The sequence below is a fragment of the Agrobacterium larrymoorei genome (assembly GCF_030819275.1).
GTDB lineage: Bacteria > Pseudomonadota > Alphaproteobacteria > Rhizobiales > Rhizobiaceae > Agrobacterium > Agrobacterium larrymoorei_B.
In genome coordinates this window covers 99,916-122,374 of the sequence record NZ_JAUTBL010000001.1, presented here as the reverse complement: position 1 = coordinate 122,374, position 22,459 = coordinate 99,916, and the positions used below count along the sequence as shown (strand labels likewise).

16 protein-coding genes are annotated in these 22,459 nt (G+C 59.2%); 4 read left to right on the top strand and 12 right to left on the bottom strand.

Annotated elements, in window-relative coordinates:
* Positions 1-38: 38 nt before the first annotated feature.
* Genes QE408_RS00550 through QE408_RS00540 form a run of 3 tightly spaced genes read left to right on the top strand, consistent with a single transcriptional unit; the run spans position 39 to position 4,119 of the window.
* On the top strand, positions 39-1,436 hold the full coding sequence (locus QE408_RS00550) for an NAD(P)/FAD-dependent oxidoreductase (protein WP_306927596.1): 1,398 nt from the start codon (positions 39-41) through the stop codon (positions 1,434-1,436).
* Complete coding sequence (locus tag QE408_RS00545) at positions 1,433-2,695, top strand: NAD(P)/FAD-dependent oxidoreductase (protein WP_306927594.1); 1,263 nt, start codon at positions 1,433-1,435, stop codon at positions 2,693-2,695. The genes QE408_RS00550 and QE408_RS00545 overlap by 4 nt, the downstream gene beginning before the upstream one ends.
* Entirely contained in the window at positions 2,695-4,119 is a 1,425-nt protein-coding gene (locus QE408_RS00540) for an FGGY family carbohydrate kinase (protein ID WP_306927592.1), read from the top strand. Before QE408_RS00545 ends, QE408_RS00540 begins: the two co-directional genes overlap by 1 nt.
* Before the next feature lie 336 nt (positions 4,120-4,455).
* Here QE408_RS00540 and QE408_RS00535 read toward each other — a convergent pair whose 3' ends face one another.
* The 9 genes from QE408_RS00535 to QE408_RS00495 form a co-directional block, all read right to left on the bottom strand.
* On the bottom strand, positions 4,456-5,400 hold the full coding sequence (locus QE408_RS00535; RefSeq protein ID WP_306927590.1) for an isoaspartyl peptidase/L-asparaginase family protein: 945 nt from the start codon (positions 5,398-5,400) through the stop codon (positions 4,456-4,458).
* Between the two features lie 37 nt (positions 5,401-5,437).
* Entirely contained in the window at positions 5,438-6,982 is a 1,545-nt protein-coding gene (locus QE408_RS00530) for a hydantoinase/oxoprolinase family protein (RefSeq protein ID WP_306927588.1), read from the bottom strand.
* Entirely contained in the window at positions 6,979-8,055 is a 1,077-nt protein-coding gene (locus tag QE408_RS00525; protein ID WP_306927587.1) for a DUF917 domain-containing protein, read from the bottom strand. The genes QE408_RS00530 and QE408_RS00525 overlap by 4 nt, the downstream gene beginning before the upstream one ends.
* Before the next feature lie 114 nt (positions 8,056-8,169).
* The gene (locus QE408_RS00520; protein ID WP_306927585.1) at positions 8,170-9,765 is read right to left on the bottom strand and encodes an ABC transporter substrate-binding protein; all 1,596 of its coding nucleotides are present in this window, start codon (positions 9,763-9,765) and stop codon (positions 8,170-8,172) included.
* A gap of 43 nt (positions 9,766-9,808) precedes the next feature.
* Entirely contained in the window at positions 9,809-10,942 is a 1,134-nt protein-coding gene (locus QE408_RS00515) for a DUF917 domain-containing protein (RefSeq protein ID WP_306927584.1), read from the bottom strand.
* Positions 10,935-12,491, bottom strand: coding sequence for a hydantoinase/oxoprolinase family protein (locus QE408_RS00510; protein ID WP_306927581.1), 1,557 nt, complete (start codon positions 12,489-12,491; stop codon positions 10,935-10,937). The genes QE408_RS00515 and QE408_RS00510 overlap by 8 nt, the downstream gene beginning before the upstream one ends.
* 17 nt (positions 12,492-12,508) lie before the next feature.
* A complete protein-coding gene (locus QE408_RS00505; RefSeq protein WP_306927580.1) occupies positions 12,509-14,155 on the bottom strand; it encodes an ATP-binding cassette domain-containing protein in 1,647 nt (548 codons plus the stop codon).
* Between the two features lie 4 nt (positions 14,156-14,159).
* Complete coding sequence (locus QE408_RS00500) at positions 14,160-15,041, bottom strand: ABC transporter permease (protein ID WP_306927579.1); 882 nt, start codon at positions 15,039-15,041, stop codon at positions 14,160-14,162.
* Complete coding sequence (locus QE408_RS00495) at positions 15,041-16,069, bottom strand: ABC transporter permease (RefSeq protein WP_306927578.1); 1,029 nt, start codon at positions 16,067-16,069, stop codon at positions 15,041-15,043. Before QE408_RS00495 ends, QE408_RS00500 begins: the two co-directional genes overlap by 1 nt.
* A gap of 138 nt (positions 16,070-16,207) precedes the next feature.
* On the opposite strand from QE408_RS00495, the gene QE408_RS00490 reads away from it, so the two are divergent.
* Positions 16,208-18,556 carry a helix-turn-helix transcriptional regulator gene (locus QE408_RS00490; RefSeq protein ID WP_306930133.1) on the top strand — a complete coding sequence of 783 codons (2,349 nt, stop codon included), beginning with the start codon at positions 16,208-16,210 and terminating at the stop codon, positions 18,554-18,556.
* A 186-nt stretch (positions 18,557-18,742) separates the two neighbouring features.
* Here QE408_RS00490 and QE408_RS00485 read toward each other — a convergent pair whose 3' ends face one another.
* From QE408_RS00485 to QE408_RS00475, 3 genes are read right to left on the bottom strand one after another with little or no spacing between them, the layout of a single operon-like run.
* On the bottom strand, positions 18,743-20,566 hold the full coding sequence (locus tag QE408_RS00485; RefSeq protein ID WP_306927575.1) for an ABC transporter ATP-binding protein: 1,824 nt from the start codon (positions 20,564-20,566) through the stop codon (positions 18,743-18,745).
* A gap of 12 nt (positions 20,567-20,578) precedes the next feature.
* On the bottom strand, positions 20,579-21,415 hold the full coding sequence (locus QE408_RS00480) for an ABC transporter permease (RefSeq protein ID WP_306927574.1): 837 nt from the start codon (positions 21,413-21,415) through the stop codon (positions 20,579-20,581).
* The gene (locus tag QE408_RS00475) at positions 21,412-22,386 is read right to left on the bottom strand and encodes an ABC transporter permease (RefSeq protein WP_306927571.1); all 975 of its coding nucleotides are present in this window, start codon (positions 22,384-22,386) and stop codon (positions 21,412-21,414) included. The genes QE408_RS00480 and QE408_RS00475 overlap by 4 nt, the downstream gene beginning before the upstream one ends.
* Between the last annotated feature and the right edge of the window lie 73 nt (positions 22,387-22,459).

Here is a 22,459-nt window from a genome sequence, read left to right as displayed (position 1 = left end):
TTGATGTCGCTTTCGGACGACGAAACAAAGGTAATCCCATGGACCCCAGCCCCTCCACAACCTACGACATTGCCATCATCGGTGCGGGCGTGGTCGGCTGCGCGGTCGCACGCCGTTTCGCGCTTGCGGGTGCGAAGGTTGTGGTCATCGAGAAGGGCCCCGATATCCTTTCCGGGGCATCGAAGGCCAATAGTGCCATCCTCCATACTGGCTTCGATGCCCCAGAGGGAAGTCTGGAGCTGGACCTGGTGAAAGCGGGCAGGGCGGAATATCTGTCCATCCACGGCCAGATGGGTCTTAGCCTGGTAGAAACCGGCGCCCTGGTTTGTGCCTGGAGTGCCGGTGAAGCTGAAAGCCTGGAGCAGATTGCTGGACAGGGCCAACGCAACGGCATTGGCGAACTCCGTCTGGTCACGGCCCGGCAGGCCAGAGGTACCACACCCGGCTTGTCCGACCATCTTATCGCAGCGCTCGAAGTTCCCGGTGAACATGTCATCGATCCCTGGTCAGCCCCGCTTGCTTATCTCACGCAGGCGGTTGCTCTTGGCACGCAACTGGTGCGCAACGCTGAAGTGCTATCTGGCGAGTTTGACGGCAAGTGGCGGATAGAGACGACGGCGGGTGCGATCCTGGCTGCAAGCGTCGTTAACGCGGCGGGGTTGTACGGCGATATCGTCGATGCCCGACTTGGTCTTGTCCCCGACTTCACGATCAAGCCCCGGAAAGGACAATTCGTCGTTCTGGACAAGGCCGCCCGCCGCCACGTTCCGCGTATCATCCTGCCTGTTCCCACCGAAATTACCAAGGGTGTCGTTGTGTGTCCAACCGCATTCGGTAACGTCCTCATCGGCCCGACGGCGGAAGAGCAGGATGACCGCGAGCGTGCAACGGTAGAAACGGCGGCGCTTGAAGCGCTGCTCGCACGTGGCACCGCGATTATTCCCGCGCTCGCCTCCGTCTCCGTGACCGCTGTCTACGCGGGGCTGCGTCCCGCATCGGAAATGAAGCATTACCGGATTTCCGCTCGGCCGGACCGCCGTGCGATCACGCTCGGTGGCGTCCGATCCACGGGACTCAGTGCGGCGCTCGGTCTCGCGCAGCATGCTCTGTCGCTTCACGAGAGTTTCGGTACGCATTTTGAGCCTCCAGCCGCTGTGCCTGATGTGACGATGCCCAACATCACCGAGACCTGCGAACGGGACTGGCAACGCGCCGATCATGGTGAAATCATCTGCCATTGCGAGCTTGTGACCCGCCGCGAGATCGAAGCGACTTTTGCCAGCCCCATTCCGCCCGGTGATTTCGGGGGGCTGCGACGGCGCACTCGCGCGGGCATGGGGCGGTGTCAGGGCTTTTACTGCAATGCCCGGTTGGCCGCGATGACGGGCGACCGTCTGGCTGTGCCTCTTGCAGTTCCTCCCGGAGACGGCCGATGAGTGCACAGGAACCTCCTCCGCAGCAACTGAAAAACGATGCGGACGCTGATGTCATTGTCGTTGGCGGTGGTCCGGCCGGTGTCGCGGCGGCGCTGAAGCTGAAACAACGTGGCGTCTCGCGCGTGATGATACTTGAGCGTGAGCCGGCTCTAGGGGGCGCACCCCGTCATTGCGGACATTCGCCTTTCGGTATGCGCGAATTCGGCCGTATCTATTCCGGTCCGGCCTATGCGCGGCGTCTACAGCGGCAGGCGGAGGACGCGGGCGTTGATGTCAGAACCGGACATTCGGTGGTGGAACTGGGACAGGACGCTACTCTGCTGGTGACGTCGGCGAGCGGCGTCGAAAGGTTAAAGGCCCGGCGCGTCATCCTGGCGACGGGCGCGCGTGAGAAACCGCGGTCAGCGCGGCTTTTACCGGGTGACCGGCCAGTTGGCGTGGTGAGCACCGGCACCCTGCAATCCTACGTCGCCTTTCACAGCATCATGCCCTTTCGTCGCCCGCTCATCATCGGTTCGGAACTGGTTTCCTTTTCGGCGCTCCTCACCTGTCTGACACACGGCGCACGGCCTGTCGCGATGATCGAAACGGAGACGCAGCCGCTGGCGCCGTCGCTCTTCCGTTGGTTTCCACGATTGGCTGGCGTGCCTTTCCTTTGCAAAGCAAAGCTTGAGGACATCCGTGGGCGCGGGCGCGTGGAGGAGGCTGACATCCGTCTGTCAGATGGCCGTATCATGACGGTCAAATGCGATGGCGTGCTCCTCACCGGGCAGTTCATACCGGACGCAGCGCTTTTGGACACATCCTCAGTGGCGGTAGCAGCAGGCAGCGCGGGCCCTGTGATCGATCAGGATGGACGGACGGCCAACCCGATCTATTTCGCTGGCGGAAACGTGTTGAGGGCCGTGGAAACGGCCGGCTGGTCTTTTCGGGAGGGGCGCCGCGTGGGCGCCGCCGTCGCGGATGATCTTGCCCGCGAACCATGTGACGCGCGTGCTGTAACGGTTACTTTTGCTGAACCGATCAAGCTCGCCGTGCCTGCCATGGTGAGGCGGCTGGAAATAGACAAAGCGGTTTTCCACGATTTTCAGCTCCGCTTCTCCAGGCGCGTTCAAGGGCGGCTTTCGCTTTACCTTGATGAAACGGAAGTGTGGAGCAAGAGCGGCCTGTGGCTGCCGGAACGCCGCGTGCTCGTGCCGATGCCCCGTAACGCGGATGAAGCAAGCGCGATTGCTTTTCACTTTCTGGAGGCGAATTGATGCGCATTGCCGCGATTGATCAGGGAACGACATCGACCAGATGCCTCGTGATAAGCGACGACGGAAGGGTAGAGGTCGTCTCAAGCTTGCGCCATACACAATCCTATCCGGCTCCTGGCCATGTGGAGCATGATCCGGAAGAATTGTTACATAATATAGGTGCGGTGCTGGCTGCGGCGGGGTCGGTCGATGCGATAGCGATTGCCAACCAAGGTGAAAGTTGCCTTGCCTGGGATGCCAAGACCGGCGAAGCGCTGTCTCCGGTGATCGTTTGGCAGGATGCCCGCACTGCGCCAGAACTGTCCGCTTTCCCGCAGTCGGCTGTGGAGCTATCGAGACAGATCTGTGGGTTGCCACTTGACCCCTATTTTTCGGCGAGCAAACTATCGTGGCTGCTCAAGAACAACTCGCGGGTGGCTCAAGCGAAAGCCGCAGGACGACTTCGGCTCGGGACCACCGACGCCTTTTTTCTGGATCGGCTGGCGGGCTGCTTCCGTACGGACGTGGCAACGGCCTCGCGCACCGGACTACTCGATCTGGCTACTGGAGCCTGGAGCGCGAAACTCTGCGCGCTACACGGGGTTCCACTCGACTGCCTACCCGCAATCGGCAGTGTTGATAGCGGTTTCGGTGCGATTGAGGGAACGCCTGTGCGGGTCTCTATTGTCGATCAGCAGGCAGCGCTTTACGGGCACGGCTGCCGTCAGCTGGGAGATTGTAAGATAACCTTTGGCACCGGCGCTTTCCTGCTGGCCGTTGCTGGCGACCATCGGCCTTCGGTGGAAGAACTTGTTCCTACCATTGGCTGGCAGAAGCAAGATGCTTCTACCGTTTTTGCCATTGAGGGCGGAGTTTATGATGCCGGAGCCACGCTCGAATGGGCGCGAAAGCTAGGCCTCTATGTCGACCATTCCGAGCTCGATGGTTTCGAGGGGCCATCGGCTGTTCGTCGGGGTCTTGTGTTTGTGCCCGCACTGTCGGGCCTTGCAGCGCCTTACTGGGACAGACAGGCTGTGCCACTCTTCATCGGCATGGACCATGGCACGGAGCGACGCGATATGGTGCGCGCATTGCTTGAAGGTATTGCTTTGCTGACGGTCCGATTGATCGAAGCAGTGCAGGTAATCGCACCAATCGGACACACGATCTCGATCGATGGCGGCCTGTCGCACAGCCGATATTTCTCCAGCTTCCTGGCTGCCGCCAGCGGCCGAACGATCCGCGTGCCGACCGTTCACGAATTAACGGCGGTCGGTCTTGCGGAACTAAGCGGCATCGATATGGAGGCTGTGCGAAACGATGCTGCGATATTTTCGCCCAATGGATCGGTTGAAGCCGAAGACCATGATCGGTTTGCGGGCGCTGTAGAAATTGCAAGAGGGTGGCGAAGCCTACGAAATTTCGGGTCGACAGCAACCGGATAACATCCGTCGCTGTAGGCTCCATCAGAACACCGATGATTTGGAAAAGCGTGACGTAGGGCGATCTATACCCAACGCCAACTCAGACGGGATGTTGCTGCACCCTTAACTCGCCGTGGACGATAGACATGTCCCCATCTATGAGAGGGTCTTCGTCCGAAGCGTGCAGCCCGCGGAGAGGGCAGTCTCAGCAGGTGGCTTGATGCGCTCGCCTAGATACCGCTTTCTCGTTTCGGCAGCTGCGGGCTTGCCTCCGTTACTCCGGACCCCTTGATATGGAATATGGACAGGTGGGGTTCCGAAGCCGGAGTCCCCTCTGGTTGTTACAGAATCCAGGGCTTATAGTTTGATGGCATAGGCTTCATCATGAGTGGCTACAAACGCCTCTCCAGAGACCGTAACCCAACCGCGGAACATGCCTGGTGTATTGTACGGAGCGGCAATGGCGCCCTCCGCATCTATGGCGACTAGGCCGGCTCCGATATCATAGGGGGCTAGGTCCCGGTGTACGAGGTTTCCGGCTGCGGTTTCCAGATCCTGCCCGAGATAGGCAACGCGGGACGCGATCTCGTGGCCGACGACATAACGAATGAAGAACTCGCCTTTGCCGGTGCCGGAAACAGCGCAGGCTCCATCGCGTGCATAGGTGCCAGCGCCGATGACTGGACTATCACCAACCCGGCCATCCGGCTTATTGGTATAGCCACCTGTCGAGGTGGCCGCGGCCAGGTGGCCCGCCGCATCGAGCGCCACCGCACCGACGGTTCCGTGCTTTTCGCTTTCCGTCGCCTCCGTACCCGAGGCTGCGTGACGCTTCATCGCTGCCAGCGCCTCTAGGCGTTTTTGCGTGGTGAAATAGGATTGATGTTCGGTCGCGAGGCTTTTTTCCTCAGCAAAGCGGTCGGCGGCCTCTCCCGTGAGATATACGGCGCGCTCATCTGTCATCAGCGCGCGCGCTGCCTTGACAGGATTGCGAATGGCACGCGATGCACTGATCGCGCCCGCCGCCAGCGTTGCCCCATCCATGATCGAGGCATCCAGTTCGTGAATGCAGTTTTCGTTCAGTGCCGCGCCATGCCCGGCGTTGAAATGCGGGCTGTCTTCCATGACGACAACAGCCGCCTCAACGGCTTCAACCGCGCTTCCCCCCTCCTTTAAAACGCCGTACCCGGCGCGAAGGGCGGCTGCCAGATCGTCGCGTGCGGCAGCCCATTCCGCTGCCGTCATGCTGCTTTCGGGCATAACGCCGCAACCGCCGTGAATGGCCAGTGCGATCTTCGTCATATGCTTAGTCCTCTGTGATCCGCCTGTCGGAAGCATTTCAGTCTTCAGTGAAAGAGATATCGCCGATGACGCGCACGCGCACCCGTCGTGCGCCACCTGGCAGATAGGCGATCGGAATATCCTCGACTTCCAGCGTCTTGAGGCTTGTCTTCTCCGCACCGGATGCGATTGCAGCGCTTTGCGCCTCGATCTCTGCCTGTTCAAGGGCCTGGTCACGGCTAAGCCCGGAGAACACACGATCGACTTCCCCGGAGACTTGTGCCATCGCTGCGCCCAGGGCGTTGGCCACGCCCGCATTTTCTACGCGCAGAACCTCAGACGCCCCCGGAACCCTTTCCGGGATGAGGAAGGCGCCACCGCCAACGGCTATAAGGGGTACCTCGTCCGCGGACGTCTTCATCTGGTCAAAGCCATCGGCGACCATGTCCCGGATATTTTGAAGCGTTGCCTGGACAAAAACGGGGTCGAGATTTCTGACGCGATCCCGGTCGCCCATTTCGATCAGTCCTGCGGCCACGGCAATGTCGGAGGTCGTCAAGGTGTCGCCGCCAAAAACACGCGCTTCCATGAGGATGCGATAACCAACCGATCGGGGGCCGATTTTGCCAGTCCGGGGGTCGACGATGGTGCCCCCGCCAAGCGCGATAGGCAGAAGGTCGGGCATGCGGAAGAGTGTGCGCACCCCGCCTATGTGAACGATGTTGTTGGCTTCGCGTGGGAAGCCGCCGACAAGGCAGCCGATATCGGACGTGGTGCCGCCGACATCCACCACCATCGCGTCGGAAAGCCCAGTCAGAAAGGCTGCGCCGCGCATGGAGTTGGTCGGCCCGGACGCGAAACTGTGGACCGGGTTCGCCGCAGCCACATCTGCCAGCGCCACGGTTCCGTCATTCTGGGTCAGGTAGAACGGCGCCTTCACGCCGGCCTCTCGCAGTGCGTCCGAGAAGGCCTGGACGGTTGTCTTGCCGAGCGTTTGCAGGGCGGCATTCAAGAGCGCGACGTTTTCCCGCTCGAGAAGCCCGATGCGTCCAAGCGTGTGAGACAGCGTAATCCCCGCATCGGGAATAACGGAACGAACGATGTCCGCTGCGCGAACCTCGCATTCGGTCGTTAACGGAGAAAAGGTCGCGGAAATGGCGATGGAGGTGATCCCCGCGTCCCGGATTTTCATCGCGACTTCGCGGATCTCGTCCGGGATCATCGGCACCAGCGGACTGCCGTCATATTCATGGCCGCCGTGAACCATGAAAATCAGAGGATTGACGGCGTCATACAAGTCTTTCGGCCAGTCGCACATGGGCGGTAGGGAAGACCCGGTCGGCAAAGCGATGCGAATGGCCGCGATACGCTCCAGCCTGGCGCGCTCCACCACGGCATTGGTGAAGTGAGTGGTTCCAATCATCACAGCGTCGATCGGACGATCCGCTGCGCCGATTTGGCCTGCCACATGGCTGAGCGCCGATTTGACACCGGACAGAACGTCCTGCGTTGTTGGAACTTTAATGGCGGCGACAATCGCGTCGCCATCGATCAGAACGGCATCCGTATTGGTGCCGCCAACGTCAATACCGATGCGTTTCATGGGAATACCGATCTGAAGTCAATGTCATAACCGAAGGCGCGTGGTCCAACGGCGGCGATGCCGGCAGGCGTCGTCAGAAGTTCCGGCGCGGGCAGGGCCACCACGGTGACCCTCTGCCCGTAACGCACGGACTCCGTTCCTATGGCGCTGCCTGAAACCGTATCGAGAAGGCAAAGCAGGTCCGGCGTCATGCCGACCGGGTGACCGTCGCGGAAGGCGACAGCCCACTCATTCTGGAAGGCAAGCTCCATGCGCGACCCTTTATCTGCGTCGATGCCTTCAATGGTCGTGCTGCCTCGGAGGAAACCGCCGGTGGTTTCGCGGGCGACATCCACCACCTTGCCGCGGAAAAGCTGCTTGCCACCCTCATGCTCAAGAACCGCCTGAACCGGATCGTCATGGCGCGAACGCGCTTCCATCACCGCGCGTCCCAATTTGGTCGCCTTGGTAACCGTGTAGTGGATGCCCCACTCCTTCACTTCCTTGCCGGTGCGAGGTGCCTTGCAGGTCGCGGCTGTAGAGCCGACTTCCGTACAGACCTTGCGCGAGATGCGCTCCATCCATTTCCAGGAGGCTGCGCGCGTCACGATCACCTCATTGTCTCGCACGTCGACCAGCGACAGCGGGAACATGGGAAGATTGCCTATCGCGAAAGATGTCATCTGTGCTTCGGGATAGGCGCGACCCATCGCGTCAGCATTAACGACCGGTCGGTCGAGCATGGCGGCAGCGAGAAAGGACGAAAGCGCATTCGATCCGCCGATCTCCACGCTCATGATCGCCCGGAATGGCTTGCCTATGTAATCTTCCATGACCTCGACGGCACGCGCAAGATGCACCGGATCCACCAATCGTTCCTGACCGACCAGTGGGGCACCCATTTTGGAGACGACGGCAACCATATCGTCATCGGCCAATGCCATGGGGTCCATGACATTCACCTTTCGGCCTTCTGCGTAGAGACGGCGCAGATTGAGCGTCGAGATATAGGGATTGCCTCCGCCGCCGGTTCCTAAAATCCAGGCACCTGTGGCCAAAGGTTCGATATCGTCTTCGGAAAATTCCTCAATCATGCGTCATCCTCGGGCATGCGTCGGCCGTTCCAGCCGCATGCAATGCGCCTTTCCTTTGAAGTTCCGGGTCTTGCCAACCCCGCCGTGAGGCGGGGCTGGTTTATGAGGCGGACATTACTCCGCCTTGCAGTCCCAATGGAAATTGGAGAAGTTCAGATCCCAACTCTGCATGGGGATGAACTGGTAACCTTGCAGGCATTTGTTCGCCGCATAGCGGCGGTTGGGCGAAACGGCCCAGACATCCGGTTGAAGATCGACAATCTTTGTCTGCAGTTCCTTATAGGCCGCGTTCTGCTCGTTGACGTCCGTGGTTGCGCGCGCCTTGTCGATGAGACTATCGATCTCTGCATTCTGTAGCCATTCCATCGACATCCATGTGCCCGACGCTTTCGAGTAATACTGGTTGTAGAACATCGAATCTGGCGAGGGGTATGTCGGCGAAATGTTCACCTGTGTGGAAGCAGGCGTCGTTTCGACCTTTGAGGAAAGTTCGACAATGCGGTTCCATGGCTCTGGTTTGATATCGAGCGTAATGCCGATCTGCTCCAGGCTCGACTGTAGAAGCAGAGCCACTTCCGCCTCGAAGGCTAGCGAGGCGACGTAGCTGTTGACCAGCGTGATCTTTTGGCCGGCATATTTCGATTTGGCCAGTTCTTCCTTCGCCTTTTCCAGATCGTAGACGCCGGGCTTGATATCTCCGTTATGCGCATCCTTGAAAGCATCGGAGAGTGGGCCTTGCATGTCGAAGCCCGGATAGATCACTTCCTGGATCGTCTTGTAATCGGTCGCATAAGCAATGGCGCGGCGAACGTGGATGTCATCGGTCGGGTAGACCTTCGTGTTCAGCTTGATGACGAAGCCGCCTGCGGTGCGGGTCTGAATGAGTTTGTAACCCTTCATACGGCCGATGGCTTCATAAGTGTCGTTGCCGAGACCATGTGACGAAAGGCCAAGTTCGCCCTTCTCCGCAAGCGCCTTGACGGTGGCATCGTCACTTGTCTGCACAAAGCGCACTTCGTCGATCGGCTTGCCCTTGGTCCAGCCAAGGAAATAGTCGGCATTGCGAGCGATCACCATATCAGCTGAGCGATTGTAGCTGACGAGCTTGTAAGGACCGGAGCCGGCGGAATGTTCGCCAACATAGGCCTCGCCCCACTTGTCTTCCGGCTTGGCGTTGGCTTCGATCAGCGTCTTGTTCAGTGCCATCATCAAAGGTGTCGCGGCCATGAAGGGGGAGAACTGGCGTTCGATCTTCATCACCAGAGTGGCGTTATCCGGCGCTGTCACGTTTTCCGGCTTCAGAACGCCGACGATCAGGTTGGATGGGCCCTTGTTGATGCCGAGAAGGCGCTGGATCGACCAGACGAGATCGGTCGCCTTGACCGGCGTGCCGTCCTGGAATTTCGCATCGTCTCGCAGATGGAAGGTGTAGGTCAGTCCATCCGGCGAGATGTCCCAGGATTTCGCCAGATGCGGTACGATCTCGCCTTTTGGATTGACCGTCGTCAGGCCGTCATACATGTTCACAATGGCCATGTAGCCGGTGTAGTCCGTGACCTTTGCCGGGTCGAGTGAACTGAAGATCTGCATCGTGTTGACTGCGACCGATACCTTGTCTTCCGCAAGGACTGAGGAAGATGCGAGCGGCAGAGCAAGCGATGTGCCGAGCGCCAGCGCGGCGAGACGGGAAGAAATTACAGGCATTTTCATTGTCGTTCTCCTCTTTATTGTGGGGCATTGGCCCCACTTATGGTTAGGCAGCCTTACTGACCGGAACGGGCAGCGGTGAGAAAGGAATGTCGGGGTAACCGAAAGCCGCAGGCCCTACGACTTCAAGCGCTCGGGCGCTGCGCAACAGGTCATGGCAAGGAATGGCGATGACGGCCACTCGCTGACCATAGCGCAGAACTTCGGTGGTGATCGGGTAACCCGTGTCGACATCGAGCAGGACGATCAGGTCTGGTACCGTGACCTCTACCTTGCCATCGCGGCTGAACAGCAGAAACTCGTTCTGAATTGCGACGCCCGCAGTCTGACCGGCGCAATCATCGAAGCCGGAGAGGGTCAGATCGCCGACGGCGAAGCCGCCGCGTAGATGACGCTTCAGATCGGTAATCTTGCCATTGAAAATACGTCGCCCGCCTTCCAGCGCGCAGACCGCGGCAATCGGGTCTTCCTGCTGCTTGCGAGCGCGGATCACCGCCTCACCAATGGCAATCGCCTTGGTGTAGGTTTTTGGAATCCCGTACTGGTGGACGTAATGCGCTTGCATCGGCGCCGTCGCCAGCATCGCGCCACCGCCCTGCGAGACGACGCAGGCGCGCGCCATGCGCTCGTGCCACACTTCAGAAACCGCATGGCTGAAGATCACGGCGTTGCCGTGCAGATCGCACATCACCGACGGCGTCGAACTATGGCCGTAGATGGAAAAGGTGGTCATCTGCATTTCGGGGAAGGCTCGGCCCATGCCGTCGCAATCAAGGATCGGCAGGCCGCCAAGTGCCGCCGTCACCAGCGGGTTCATGGAGTTGGAACCGCCAATTTCCTCGCAGACAATGGCATCGACCGGGGTGCGGATCAGGTCTTCCATGGCCCGCAGGCAGCGCAGGCCCTCCCGGCCTTCGCGAATGCGCTCGACGCCGACGACGGGTGCACCTATGCCGCCAATAGACATGCAAAGCGCGTCTGGCTCGATGGCGTCGGTTGCAAGGATCTTCATCTCGTATCCTGCTTTCATGGCTTCCAGCGCCAAAAGCTTGCCGAGATAAGGATTGCCGCCGCCACCGGTGCCAAGGATGCCAGCACCGATCTCCAGTGCGTTGAGGTCTTCCCGGGTCAGCGTACGCAATGCCGCGTCGTCATATTTCAGCTTGCGTGTCTCACCCATGATTGGCTCCCATTTCTCCAACGACTTTCACATGAATGCGCGTGGCATTGCCGGGCAGGTAGGCAAGAGGCATGTCGTCGCGCTCGATGACTTCCAGCGTTTCGGCAATCGCGCCAGCCATAATTGCTTTGTCGCGCGCCTCCGCTTCGGCCTCGGCCAGTGCGCTTTCTCGCGTGCGTCCATCGATCAGTGAGAAGACCCGATCCGTCTCGCCGCTAACCTGTGCGATTGCGGCACCGACGGCATTTGCCACGGCAAAATTCTCGGGCCGAATAACCTCCAGATCGCCGATACGATCGGGCATCAGGATGGAACCACCGCCAACGGCGATGACCGGCACGGGCGAGGACGAAATGCGGCTGCGCTCGACACAGGCTTCCAGCATGTCGTTGATCTTCTTGACCGCCGAATCCACCAGCTTCTGGTCGAGGTTGGAGACCAGTGCCTTCTCCCCCACCTCCGCTTTGCCAGCCGCAACGGCGATATCGGTCGCGGTCAGTGTCGAGCCCCCGAAACAAAGCGCTTCGCGACGAACGCGATAGCCCACCGATTTCGGGCCGACGCTCAAGCCATGATCGCCATTCGTTACAAGCGATCCGCCACCAAGGCCGATGGAAAAGACATCCGGCATGCGAAAATTGGTTCGCACACCGCCGATATCGACGGTTGTCGAGGCCTGGCGAGGAAAACCGTGGGAGAGCGAGCCGACATCGGAGGTGGTGCCACCGACATCCACCACAACGGCATCCTTCAAGCCGGTGAGGAAGGCGGCGCCCCGCATGGAGTTCGTGGGTCCGGACGCAAAGGTCAGCACGGGGAAGCCACGCACCGCATCTGCGGCCATCAACGTACCGTCGTTTTGAGTGATGTAGAACGGGCAGGGTATTCCCGCGGCTTTCAGCGCCTCGCCGAACGCGGCGACGGTGCGGTCAGCGAGCGATAACAGGCTGGCATTCATGATGGCAGCGCTTTCGCGGGGAAGCAGGCCGTGCCTGCCAATATCCTTGGACATGACCACAGGCAGGCCCGGGCAACGCTGTCGCAAGATTTCCTTCGTTCGCAGTTCCATGGTGTCGTTGATGCCACTGAACACGCAGGTCACGGCGGCGGCCTTCAGACCCTTTGTCCGAATATCCGCGGCAATGCGGACGACCTCGTCTTCGTCGAGGGGCGATATCTCACGGCCATCGAATTCATAGCCACCGCGCACCTGATAGCCGTGGTTGCCGACGATTTCGCGAAGATCGTCAGGCCAGTCGACCATGGGCGGCAAGCCGGCACCGGAAGGCAGGCCAATGCGAATGGCGGCAACCTCGTCCATGTGGCGGCGCTCAATCACCGCGTTGGTGAAATGCGTTGTGCCGATCATCACGGCGCTGATCTGCTGCCGGTCGATCTCGGACGCCTCGATGACCTTTTCAAGGGCTTCGATGACACCGGATGTCACATCCTCGGTGGTGGAGGCTTTGACCCCCGCCAGGACCGTTTTGTCCTGTAACACAACGGCATCGGTGTTTGTGCCGCCGACGTCAATTCCAACGCGATACACGTTAGGCTCCTCTTCCATCAATCGGTCGTTTTGACGAGAAAGCGCATGCGCTCTTCTTCAGTCACGGTGGGTTTAAGCCGTTCCTCTTCGTCGGTGACGACGGGAATGGCTGCGATCAGGGCGCGTGTGTACGGGTGAACGGGCGCGGCAAAGACGTCCGATGTCACGCCGTCTTCGACGATCTCACCGCGCAGCATGATGGCGATCCGCGAGCAGAAATTGCGCATCAGCGAAAGGTCGTGGGAAATCATCATGTAGGTGAGGCCAAGTTCCTCGCGAAGCTGAAGCAGAAGGTCGATGACGGTCTTTTGCACCGAAACATCAAGTGCCGCTGTCGGCTCGTCGAGGATCAGGATCTTTGGATCCGCGGCAAGCGCACGGGCTATCGCAACCCGCTGTTTCTGGCCGCCGGAAAGCTCGTGCGGATACTTTCCGAGATAGGATTGCGGCAGCCGCACAAGCCCCATCAACTCCTGCATACGGTCCTCACGCATCTGCCCGTCCATGCCGATCGACTTGAGCGGCAGGGCAAGCGTTTGCTTGACGGTTCGTTTCGGATTGAGCGACGTGCCAGGATTTTGATAAACGATTTGCGTCAGACGCTTGCCGCGTTTGGGCGCTGGAGCATTGATGATCAGACTGCCCGATGTCGGGCGCGAAAGACCCATGATCATGCGGGCAACGGACGTTTTGCCGGAACCGGATTCGCCCGCAAGACCAAAGATCTCGCCTTCCCTCAGCGTCATATTCACATCGCGAACGGCGTGGTAGCCGTTGCGCCGACCGTAAATCTTGTTCAGCCCTTCTATCGTCACGATGGGCGGGCGCATGCTTTGCGCCCGGCTTGTGACGCGTGAACCGTAAAGAGGTGGTACGGCGGCCAGCAAAGAGCGCGTATAATCTTGCGCGGGGCTCTGCAGGATTTGCGTGCATGGACCGGTTTCGACAATGTCGCCATGGTGCATCACCACGACCCTGTCCGCCACTTTGCGCACCACCCCCAGATTGTGAGTGATCATCAACAGCGCCATGTTCTCTTCGGCGACCAGTTGATTGATGAGGTTGAGAATCTCATCCTGTGTGGTGACGTCGAGCGCCGTGCCGGGTTCATCCGCGATCAAGAGTTTTGGCTGATGCAGCAGGGCAAGACCGATCAGCACACGCTGGCGCATGCCGCCCGACAACTCCGATGGATAGGCGTTCATCACCCGCTCTGTATCACCCAACTGCACGCGACGAAGCACCGCGGCAATTCGGGTACGGCGCTCCGATCTCGATGACGCGATGCCGTTTCGCCTGTCGGCAAAACGCATGACATCGTCCAGATGCGTGCCGATCTTGAAGACCGGATTAAAGGAGGATAGCGGGTCCTGCATGATCAGCGAGAAGGCTGTACCCTTAAGCGCTTCGCGCTCGCGGCGCGGCATGGACAAGACGTCGCGGCCATTGATCGCAATAGCGCCGGAGGCGATTGCGGCGTTTTTCGGCAAGGTGCCAATGATCGCTTTGGCGGTGACGGATTTGCCGGATCCGGTTTCGCCAATCAGCGCTACGCGTTCGCCCGCCGCGACCGTGAAGCCGACATTGCGCAGCACCTGACGCGTGCGGCCATAATTGGTGAATGTGACGTTGAGGTTTTCGACCTTGAGAAGTGGTTCAGTCATGGCGTTAGCTTTCCACGTCGAACATGTCACGCAGGCCGTCGCCTAGCAGATTGAAGCCCAGCGTCACGTAAAGCACGGCCGCACCAGGGCAAAGCACCTCCCACCAGAAGTCAGGCATGAACTGGCGCCCGTCGGCCACCATCGATCCGAGGTCAGGGGTCGGAGGCTTGACGCCGAAACCGAGGAAGCTGAGCGTCGCGCCGAACAGGATGACAAAGGCGGCATCCAGCGTGGTTTTGACGGAAATGACGGAGACGCAGTTGGGCAGGATTTCTCGAAAGAGAATGTGCATCGGGCCGGCGCCGGCAAGACGTGCAGCCTCGATATAATCCTCTGATGCGATAGACTTCGACACCGAATAGATCAGTCGCGCATGCCACGTCCACCAGAGCAGCGTGATGGCGATCATGGCATTCATCAGCGTCGGTTCCAACAGGTTGGACACGGCGAGTGCCATGACGAGAGGCGGCATGGCCAGCATGACATTCGTCAGCCCAGTGATGAGTTTTTCCGTCCAGCCGCCGAAGTAACCGGCGATGAGGCCGAGCACCGTGCCGACGGGCACCGAGACGCCCAGCACGCCGATGACCAGCAGCAACGAGACTCTGAGCCCGAAAATCGTACGGGAGAAGATGTCTCGTCCGGCTTTGTCGGTACCGAACCAATGTTGCAGATCGGGGGGCATGTGCCGCGCGCGGAAATCGACGACCGCGCCGATGTGTTTCGGATAGGGTGTGAGCCAAGGCGCGAAAACCGCCAGCACCAAGACCGACAACAAGATCAGCGAGCCAATGACCGCCGCCGGATTGCGGCTGAAGCGATACCACATCATGTAACCGGCACTGAAGCCGCGATCTGTTGGTTCAAGCATATTCATGTCGGCCATCAACGAGCCTCCTTGCGGCGCAGGCGCGGGTCGATCATCGAGATCAGGACATCCACGATCAGGTTTGCGACGATGAAGAACAGTCCGGCGACGAGGACGACGGCCGTCACGGCATTGAGATCTTTTTGAAGGATGGCGTTCAAACCGTAGGATGCGAAGCCGCCCCAGGCGAAGACCATCTCGATGACGAAGGCATTGCCGATAAGGGAAGCGAACTCCAGCCCCATGATCGTCAGAGGAGCGATAGAGGAGAGCTTCAAGAGATAGCGAAAAATGATCACTCTCTCCGGCACGCCGAAGCTTTGAAGGGTCAGGACATGGTCCTTGCGCTGGTTCTCGATCATCGAGGAGCGGGTAATGCGGGTGATTTGGCCGATACCGGCCATGGAAAGTGCAAAGGCCGGCAGCGCCAGATGCTTGAGCGCATCGAGGACAACATCCAGGCGTCCAGCCAGAAGGCCGTCGATCAAAATGAATCCGGTTGCTCCACCCTGCCAGCCGAGCGCGTGATCGATCCTGCCGATGATCGGCCAGCCTGAAAGAAAGCGCGCAGCCAATAACTGCAGCGTGATGGCGAACAGAAAGCTCGGGATCGTCACGCCGGTGAGCGAGAGGATGCGACCGATGTGGTCAAGCGGACGGTTACGATAGTGTGCGGTGATAACGCCAAGCGGGATGGCAACGAGAAACATGAAGATGACGGAGACCAACACCAGTTCGACTGTGGCGGGAACCGTCTGTGCGAGATCGGTGGTGACGGGGCGTTGCGACACGAGCGAGAACCCCAGATCTCCCCGAAGGGCGTTGCCGATATAGTCGAGATATTGAACGGTTAGCGGTTTATCGAGACCCATCTGTGCGCGGAGCGCATCGACCTGATCCTGCGTTGCCGCGGGACCCAGCGCCATTCTGGCCGGATCACCGGGCACCACGCGCGCCAGGCCGAAAATCATGATGGACAATGCGACCATGACCAGCACGAAGGTGCCGAGCCTGTTCAAAATGGCCATCAGCGGATGTTGCTGCATCGATGGAAAGTTCCTTGTGCATCGTTTTCCCGCGCACAAGTTTTCATCGACAACCAGTTTGAGCAATCTGCAAAAGGTATAGTTTTTTTAAAGAAAGGTATAGGTTTTTGTCGCGCGGTGATTTATTTGCTGATCGTCATGCTACTGCCGCGAACCCAATTATGTCGTCGCATCACCAGCGAGAGCGCCGGTGTGGTTTTTCTGCGAGCGCCCGCAGGAGCCGGTAAGAGCATCCTGTTGGAAATGCTGGCGACACAATTCGACGCACCTGTATGCCGTTCACTTCAACCGCGAGGCGATGATGTGGCGAGGGGCTGCCTTTTGTGGGACGTTCCAGTCTCCGCGCGGGCAGTGCGTATGCCCGCTGGACCTCTTGAGGATCTGCGTTTCCTGGTCATAGCCTGTCGTCCCGAGCAACGGATCAGTGGGCTGGCGCGGCAAATCCTGCATCTCCGCTCGGTCACTATTGGCCCGGATGATCTCAGCCTGGGGAAAGAGGAGGCCGAATACCTCCCACCAGAGCAGCGGCGCGCAGCGCTTGACGATTATGCCGGCTGGCCTGCTTTCCTGCCTCTTGCCCAGCAACCGGACGAAGCGTTGTGCGTGGACTATCTGCGAGAAAACTATCTGTCGCATCTTTCCCCGTCGCAAACGGTTGAGCTTTGCTTCTGGCTGGAAAGTCCTTCTGCAGAACTCAAGGCGGAATGGGCGGAGCTGCTGCCACCCTTTCTGACGCGACATCCCGAGGATCACCCCTTACTCATACACCGTTTAACCCGGGCTGCCAGGGAGCGTCTTGATACCTTGAAGGCCGGCAGCGCGGTGATGGAGGTGGCTACGGCTTTTGAAAGAGCGAGCAATTCGCTTGCGGCCATGGCGATGCTGCTTGACCGCGGTTACGAGACACAGGCCGCGCAAATCCTTGAGCGCGCGCATGGGCGTGAACTGATCTATCGCAGCAGCATTGACAGGTTTCGCGAGATCATCATGCGGTTCTCGCAGGATATGATTGCGACGAACGAGACTGTTCTTTTTGCCGTCACCCGCGCTTTGCTCAAACAGGGCGAGTTGCAGCGTGTGCGGCATTTGGTCAGCAAGAGCCTTGGATCTGACTATCTCGATCCATTGAAAGTGTTGGCGCGGGACTCCCGCTTTTCCTTTGCTGCCCAAACATTCCGGCTGAACCTGATGATTGCCGAGGATCTGACCCCGAATGACGCGATGATTGCACGGTTCGGGGAGTTCATGGCGGATTACCCGCTGGACAACTACCGGCAACGGGCCGCCTATTATAATGCCCTGCTGGAGTTCGAGATTCGCCGCCGCAACTTCCGCGAGGCAGAAGCTGCAGCCGCACGCGCCCTCATTTACTTTGGCAAAATGGGGGGGCAGCCCCTGCTTGAATTCTTCATCCATCTCCATCAGATCGTCTTGCGGCTGATGAGCGGGGATGTTCTTCTGGCGCGCCGGGCAGCGCAGGAAGCGAGGGCGCAGCTGGAGCAGGTGCCGCATGATGCGGCGCAGGAGTTCCGCATGCTGCGGCTTGCAGAGGCCTGCCTTGCCTACGAAGCGGGGAAGCCTCGCGACCTGCTGCACTTCGTCGAGCAGGAATTCGAGGATTTCGCCGCGGCGGAAATCTGGCCGAGCCTTATGCAGTTTGCGTTATTCTATGCGTCGCAGGTGCTGATCGACCATTTCCCGATGACGGTGCGGCCCGGCTTTCTTGACGGTCTTTGGATCCATCTGTCGGAAGGTCTTCAGTTCCATGCGATGATGGAGATCAGGACGGCCATCGCGTACCAGAACGCCAACCGATGGGCCGATGCTGCGGCGACGCTTTCGGCCATTCGCATGCCCATGGGGCGCAACTGGGTTGAAAGCGCACATGAGGATCTTTCGCGGCTGGCGCGCCGCGATGAGATCGCTTACGTGATGGCATGGCTGCGCGATGCGGTGCATCTTTCTACGCCGCGAGCCTATCTGTCTCGGCAGATTGATGCGATGATCGCAAATCCCAAAGTGACAAACCGCGAGAAGGTGGCCCTCAAGATCTGGCAGAGCTATGCCGCTCATCAGCGCCGCGACAACGTGTCTGCGCGTGCGCATATCCTGACAGCCCTCGAATCGGCGACCCGGCTTGGCTGCCGAGGCGTCTTGTCTGAGGAGCGTCTATTCCTGGCACCGCTTTTGAATAATCGCCGCATCCGTAGTTTCATCGAGACGTCTTCCGATGTCCGTACTGCGCTGACCATTTTTGCAGACTCGGTAAATTCGCCCAAGGCGCGTGCGTTGCAGGGCGGGCTTTCACAGCGAGAGGCACAGATGCTGCAACTGCTGGCCAGTGGTATGTCGAACAAGAAGATCGCCCAGACGCTGAACATTTCCGAAGTGACTGTGAAGTTCCACTTGGGCAACCTTTTCCGTAAGCTCGATTGTAATCGGCGGTCCGAAGCCATCCAGGCAGCAAAGGCGCTGAACTGGCTCTAAGACAAAATGGGAGCTGAGAAGCAGGTTGGGGGCGCGATCGGATTATTGAATAAGCGGCAGATGGCTTGAAAAGTGAAGTGCTCCTGCAGGCTGATATAGATTGGCCTTTGGGTCGGCTGAAGACAGTATTCAATATTCGTTCGAGTACACCTACGAATGAGATTGGCAGCGCGATCTTGTCCAACCTCAGAACCAGTCTTCCGACCAGACCTGGACGACATGTCCGGGAGAAACCTCCCGATAACTGCGTGCAGGAGGGCTGAAATTCTTGTCCCGAACGGGGCTGCGGAGTTCCCCGACAGGCAGTTTATGGCGCATTTTCCTTCGGGAGGGGTCTGGGAGAGGAACAGCTGATAGCAGGCGCTGGGTATAAGGATGTTGCGGGTTGGAAAACACAGCTTCGCGTGGTCCGGTCTCGACGATTTCTCCCAAATACATTACCGCCACGCGATGACTGATACGCTCGACCACCGCCATGTCGTGGGAAATGAACAGAAAGCCGAGCTTCAGCTTTTCCTGCAAATCCAGCATAAGGTTGACGACCTGTGCCTTGACGGAAACATCGAGTGCCGAAACGGCTTCGTCTGCAATGATAAGGCTAGGCTCCAAGGCCAATGCGCGGGCGATGCAGATGCGTTGGCGCTGTCCCCCGGAAAACTCATGCGGATAGCGCTTAGCCATATCAGCCGATAGACCAACGTCGGCAAGCAGATCGCGGGCACGCTGACGTGCATTCCGCACGGTGTCCAGCCCATGAATGAGAAGCGGTTCCGCTATGGCATTCTCAACCGTCAGCCTGGGATTGAGGCTGGCGAACGGATCCTGGAAAATCATCTGTACTTGTCGTGACAGATCGGCCCTATGGAATGACTTCACGTCATTGCCATTGATCCGAATTGAGCCTGATTGCGGATTGTTCAGTCCAGCCAGCAGGCGTCCAGTGGTCGATTTTCCGCAACCCGACTCTCCGACGATAGCCAAGGTCTCGCCACGAGCCAGAGAAAAGCTGACATTTTCAACCGCGTGAATACGCGCCTGCACCCTGCGTGTATAGGGGGAGCGAATTTCGAAACGGCCGGACAGCTTCTCTACCTCCAGAAGCGGTATGCCTGACATATCGACGGTGTCCTGTCGGGGAGGAACTGGGAGTGCGTGACCGGTTTCCATGTCTATGACTGGGAAAGGGCGTGGACCGCCTCCGCCGGCTGAGCCCAGTTGAGGGACAGCGGACAGCAGTGCCCGTGTATAGGGCCGCTTCGGTGCGGCGAAGACGTCGGTCGTCGCGCCTGTTTCGATCTGATCGCCACGATACAGTACCATGGTCCGATCGGCGATTTCAGCGACCACTCCCATATCATGCGTGATGAACAGGACGGCAGTGCCTTCCTCTTCTTGAAGGGTTTTGATGAGGTCGAGGATTTGCGCCTGAATCGTGACGTCTAGAGCGGTCGTTGGCTCGTCGGCGATCAGAAGTGCCGGGCGGCAGGCCAAGGCGATCGCGATCATGACGCGCTGGCGCATACCGCCTGAAAATTGATGCGGATAATCATCGATGCGCCTGGCCGCGGACGGAATGCGTACCTTTTCCATCAGCTTGAGTGTTTCTGTCCGCGCCTCCTTTTTGGAGATGCCGCGGTGGGCGATCAACGGTTCCGCGATCTGCTCACCCACCGTCAGCACGGGGTTGAGGCTCGTCATAGGCTCCTGAAAGATCATTGCAATCTGGTTGCCGCGAAGCTCGCGCATCCGAGACGGCGAGGTGCCGATCAGCTCCTCTCCCTTCAACTTGATGGAACCCTCGATCCTGCTCGCATTTTGCGGCAGAAGCTGCATGACCGAGAGCGCCGAAACGCTTTTGCCAGAGCCGCTCTCGCCGACGATCGCAAGGGTTTCGCCGGCATGAATGTCGAGGTTGAGGTCGCGGACGATGGCGTTGAACTTGCCATCGCGCAGGAAGGAGATTTTCAGGTCCCGGATGGAAAGGACAGGATGAGGCGTTGCTTCGGTCATAATACCTTTTCCTTATGCACCCGTCTTGCCAACGCCGCCCAATGCTGCTGCGGAGCGTGGATCTAGCCAGTCTCGCAGGAGATCGCACACGCCGTTCAGGATCAGGATCATCATCACCAGTGCCAAGCATGGCCAGACGAGCAGCATGGGTTGGTGGACGATCGCCGCGCGACCTGTTCCGATCATCAGGCCAAGCGAGGGAGAGGGCGGGACGACACCCAGTCCGAGAAAAGAGAGCCCCGATTCAAGGACGACGGCAGCGGCGGTGACGAAGCTGGCCTGGACCAGAAGCGGGCCTACGATGTTCGGTAGAATGGTCTTCACCATGATCCGGCCGTTGCTGGCGCCCATGGCCCGCACGGCCTCCACATAGTCCTGAGAGCGGACCGTCAAGACACTGGCATAGGCCACACGTGTGAAGCCTGGAACAAAGACCGCAGCCAGAACAGGGATCAGCGTCATCGGGCCGGGGCCGTAAAGCGTGACGGCAAGCATAGCCAGCAGAAGCGGCGGGAAGCAAAGAACGATATCCATAGCCCGGAGCGTGAAGATTTCGGAGATGCCGCGCATGTAACCACCGAATATGCCGAGCGCCGTACCGATGACGCCCGATAGGAGTGACGTCGACAGAGCGATGAAAAGCGAGATGCGGATACCAAACAGCATGCGAGACAGAATATCGCGGCCCATCTCGTCCTGACCCAGTGGAAAGCTGCCGGAAGGTGCAGCAAAGCGCTGCCCCATGTTCATCTTCAACGGATCCGATAGTGGAAGGAGAGGGGCCAGCAGACAGGCAACCGCGACGAATGCGAACAGCACCGGCCAGATGAGACGAAGTGAGCGTGTCATTTGCGGACCCTTGGATCGGTGATGCCGTACACAATATCGACGATGAGATTGAGCGTGATGAAGAGAGCTGAAATAACAAGGATGACGGCGGTCACGCTCGGATAATCACGAGAATTGACGGCGCTGACCAGCATTCCGGAGAGCCCCGGCCAATTGAAAACATATTCGACCAGAACCGTGCCGCCAAACAGGCCGCCGAGATTAAGGGCGAAAACTGTGATGACTGGCATCAGCGCGTTGCGAAGAACATGACGGACCACAATCCGTCTTTGCGGCAGACCTTTTGCACGCGCCGTACGAACATAATCCAGCGGCAGAACGTCCAGCACCGAGGCACGGGCAATGCGAACGACGATCGCCGCAAGACCAAGCGCGATGGCAAAGGCCGGCATCGCAAGCAGGATCAGGTGTTTGACCGGGTCGTCGCTGAAGTTGACATATCCTCCGGCCGGAACGAGCTTCCATATCTGGGCGAAAAGCAGGATGATAATGGTGCCTGCGACGAAAACGGGTATGCCTTGGGCAAAACCGGCGATGAAATTCGATATGCGGTCAAACCTGCTGCCTTGCCTCAAGCCTGCCGCGACACCTGTCGGAATACCGATTATAAGGCTTATGAGTGCGGCTGCGGCAACCAGTTCCAGCGTACGGGGTAGCCGTTTGGCGATTTCCGGGCCTATCGGCGAGCCGTCGATCATGGAGTTTCCGAGATCGAAGCGGAGAAGGCCAGCAAGGCGATCGGCATATTGGGAGGCAATTGGACGATCGAGGCCAAGCTCGCTGCGAAGCTGGGCGATCGATGCCGGGTCGGGTGTCATGCCGTCGCCGGAGAGAAGAAGCTCTGCCGGGTCGCCGGGAACCATATAGATTGAAAGGAAGACGAGGCTGGTGACGACCCAGAGCAGCGCCAGGGAAATGGCAATTCTCTGCATGAACCAGAACATGAGGGCAATCCTCCGCGAGTCTGCCATGCAATGCGTCTCGAGAACGATGTCATCGTTCTGAAAGAAAATGCATGGTGGAGAAGAGATGGAACCCGGCCCT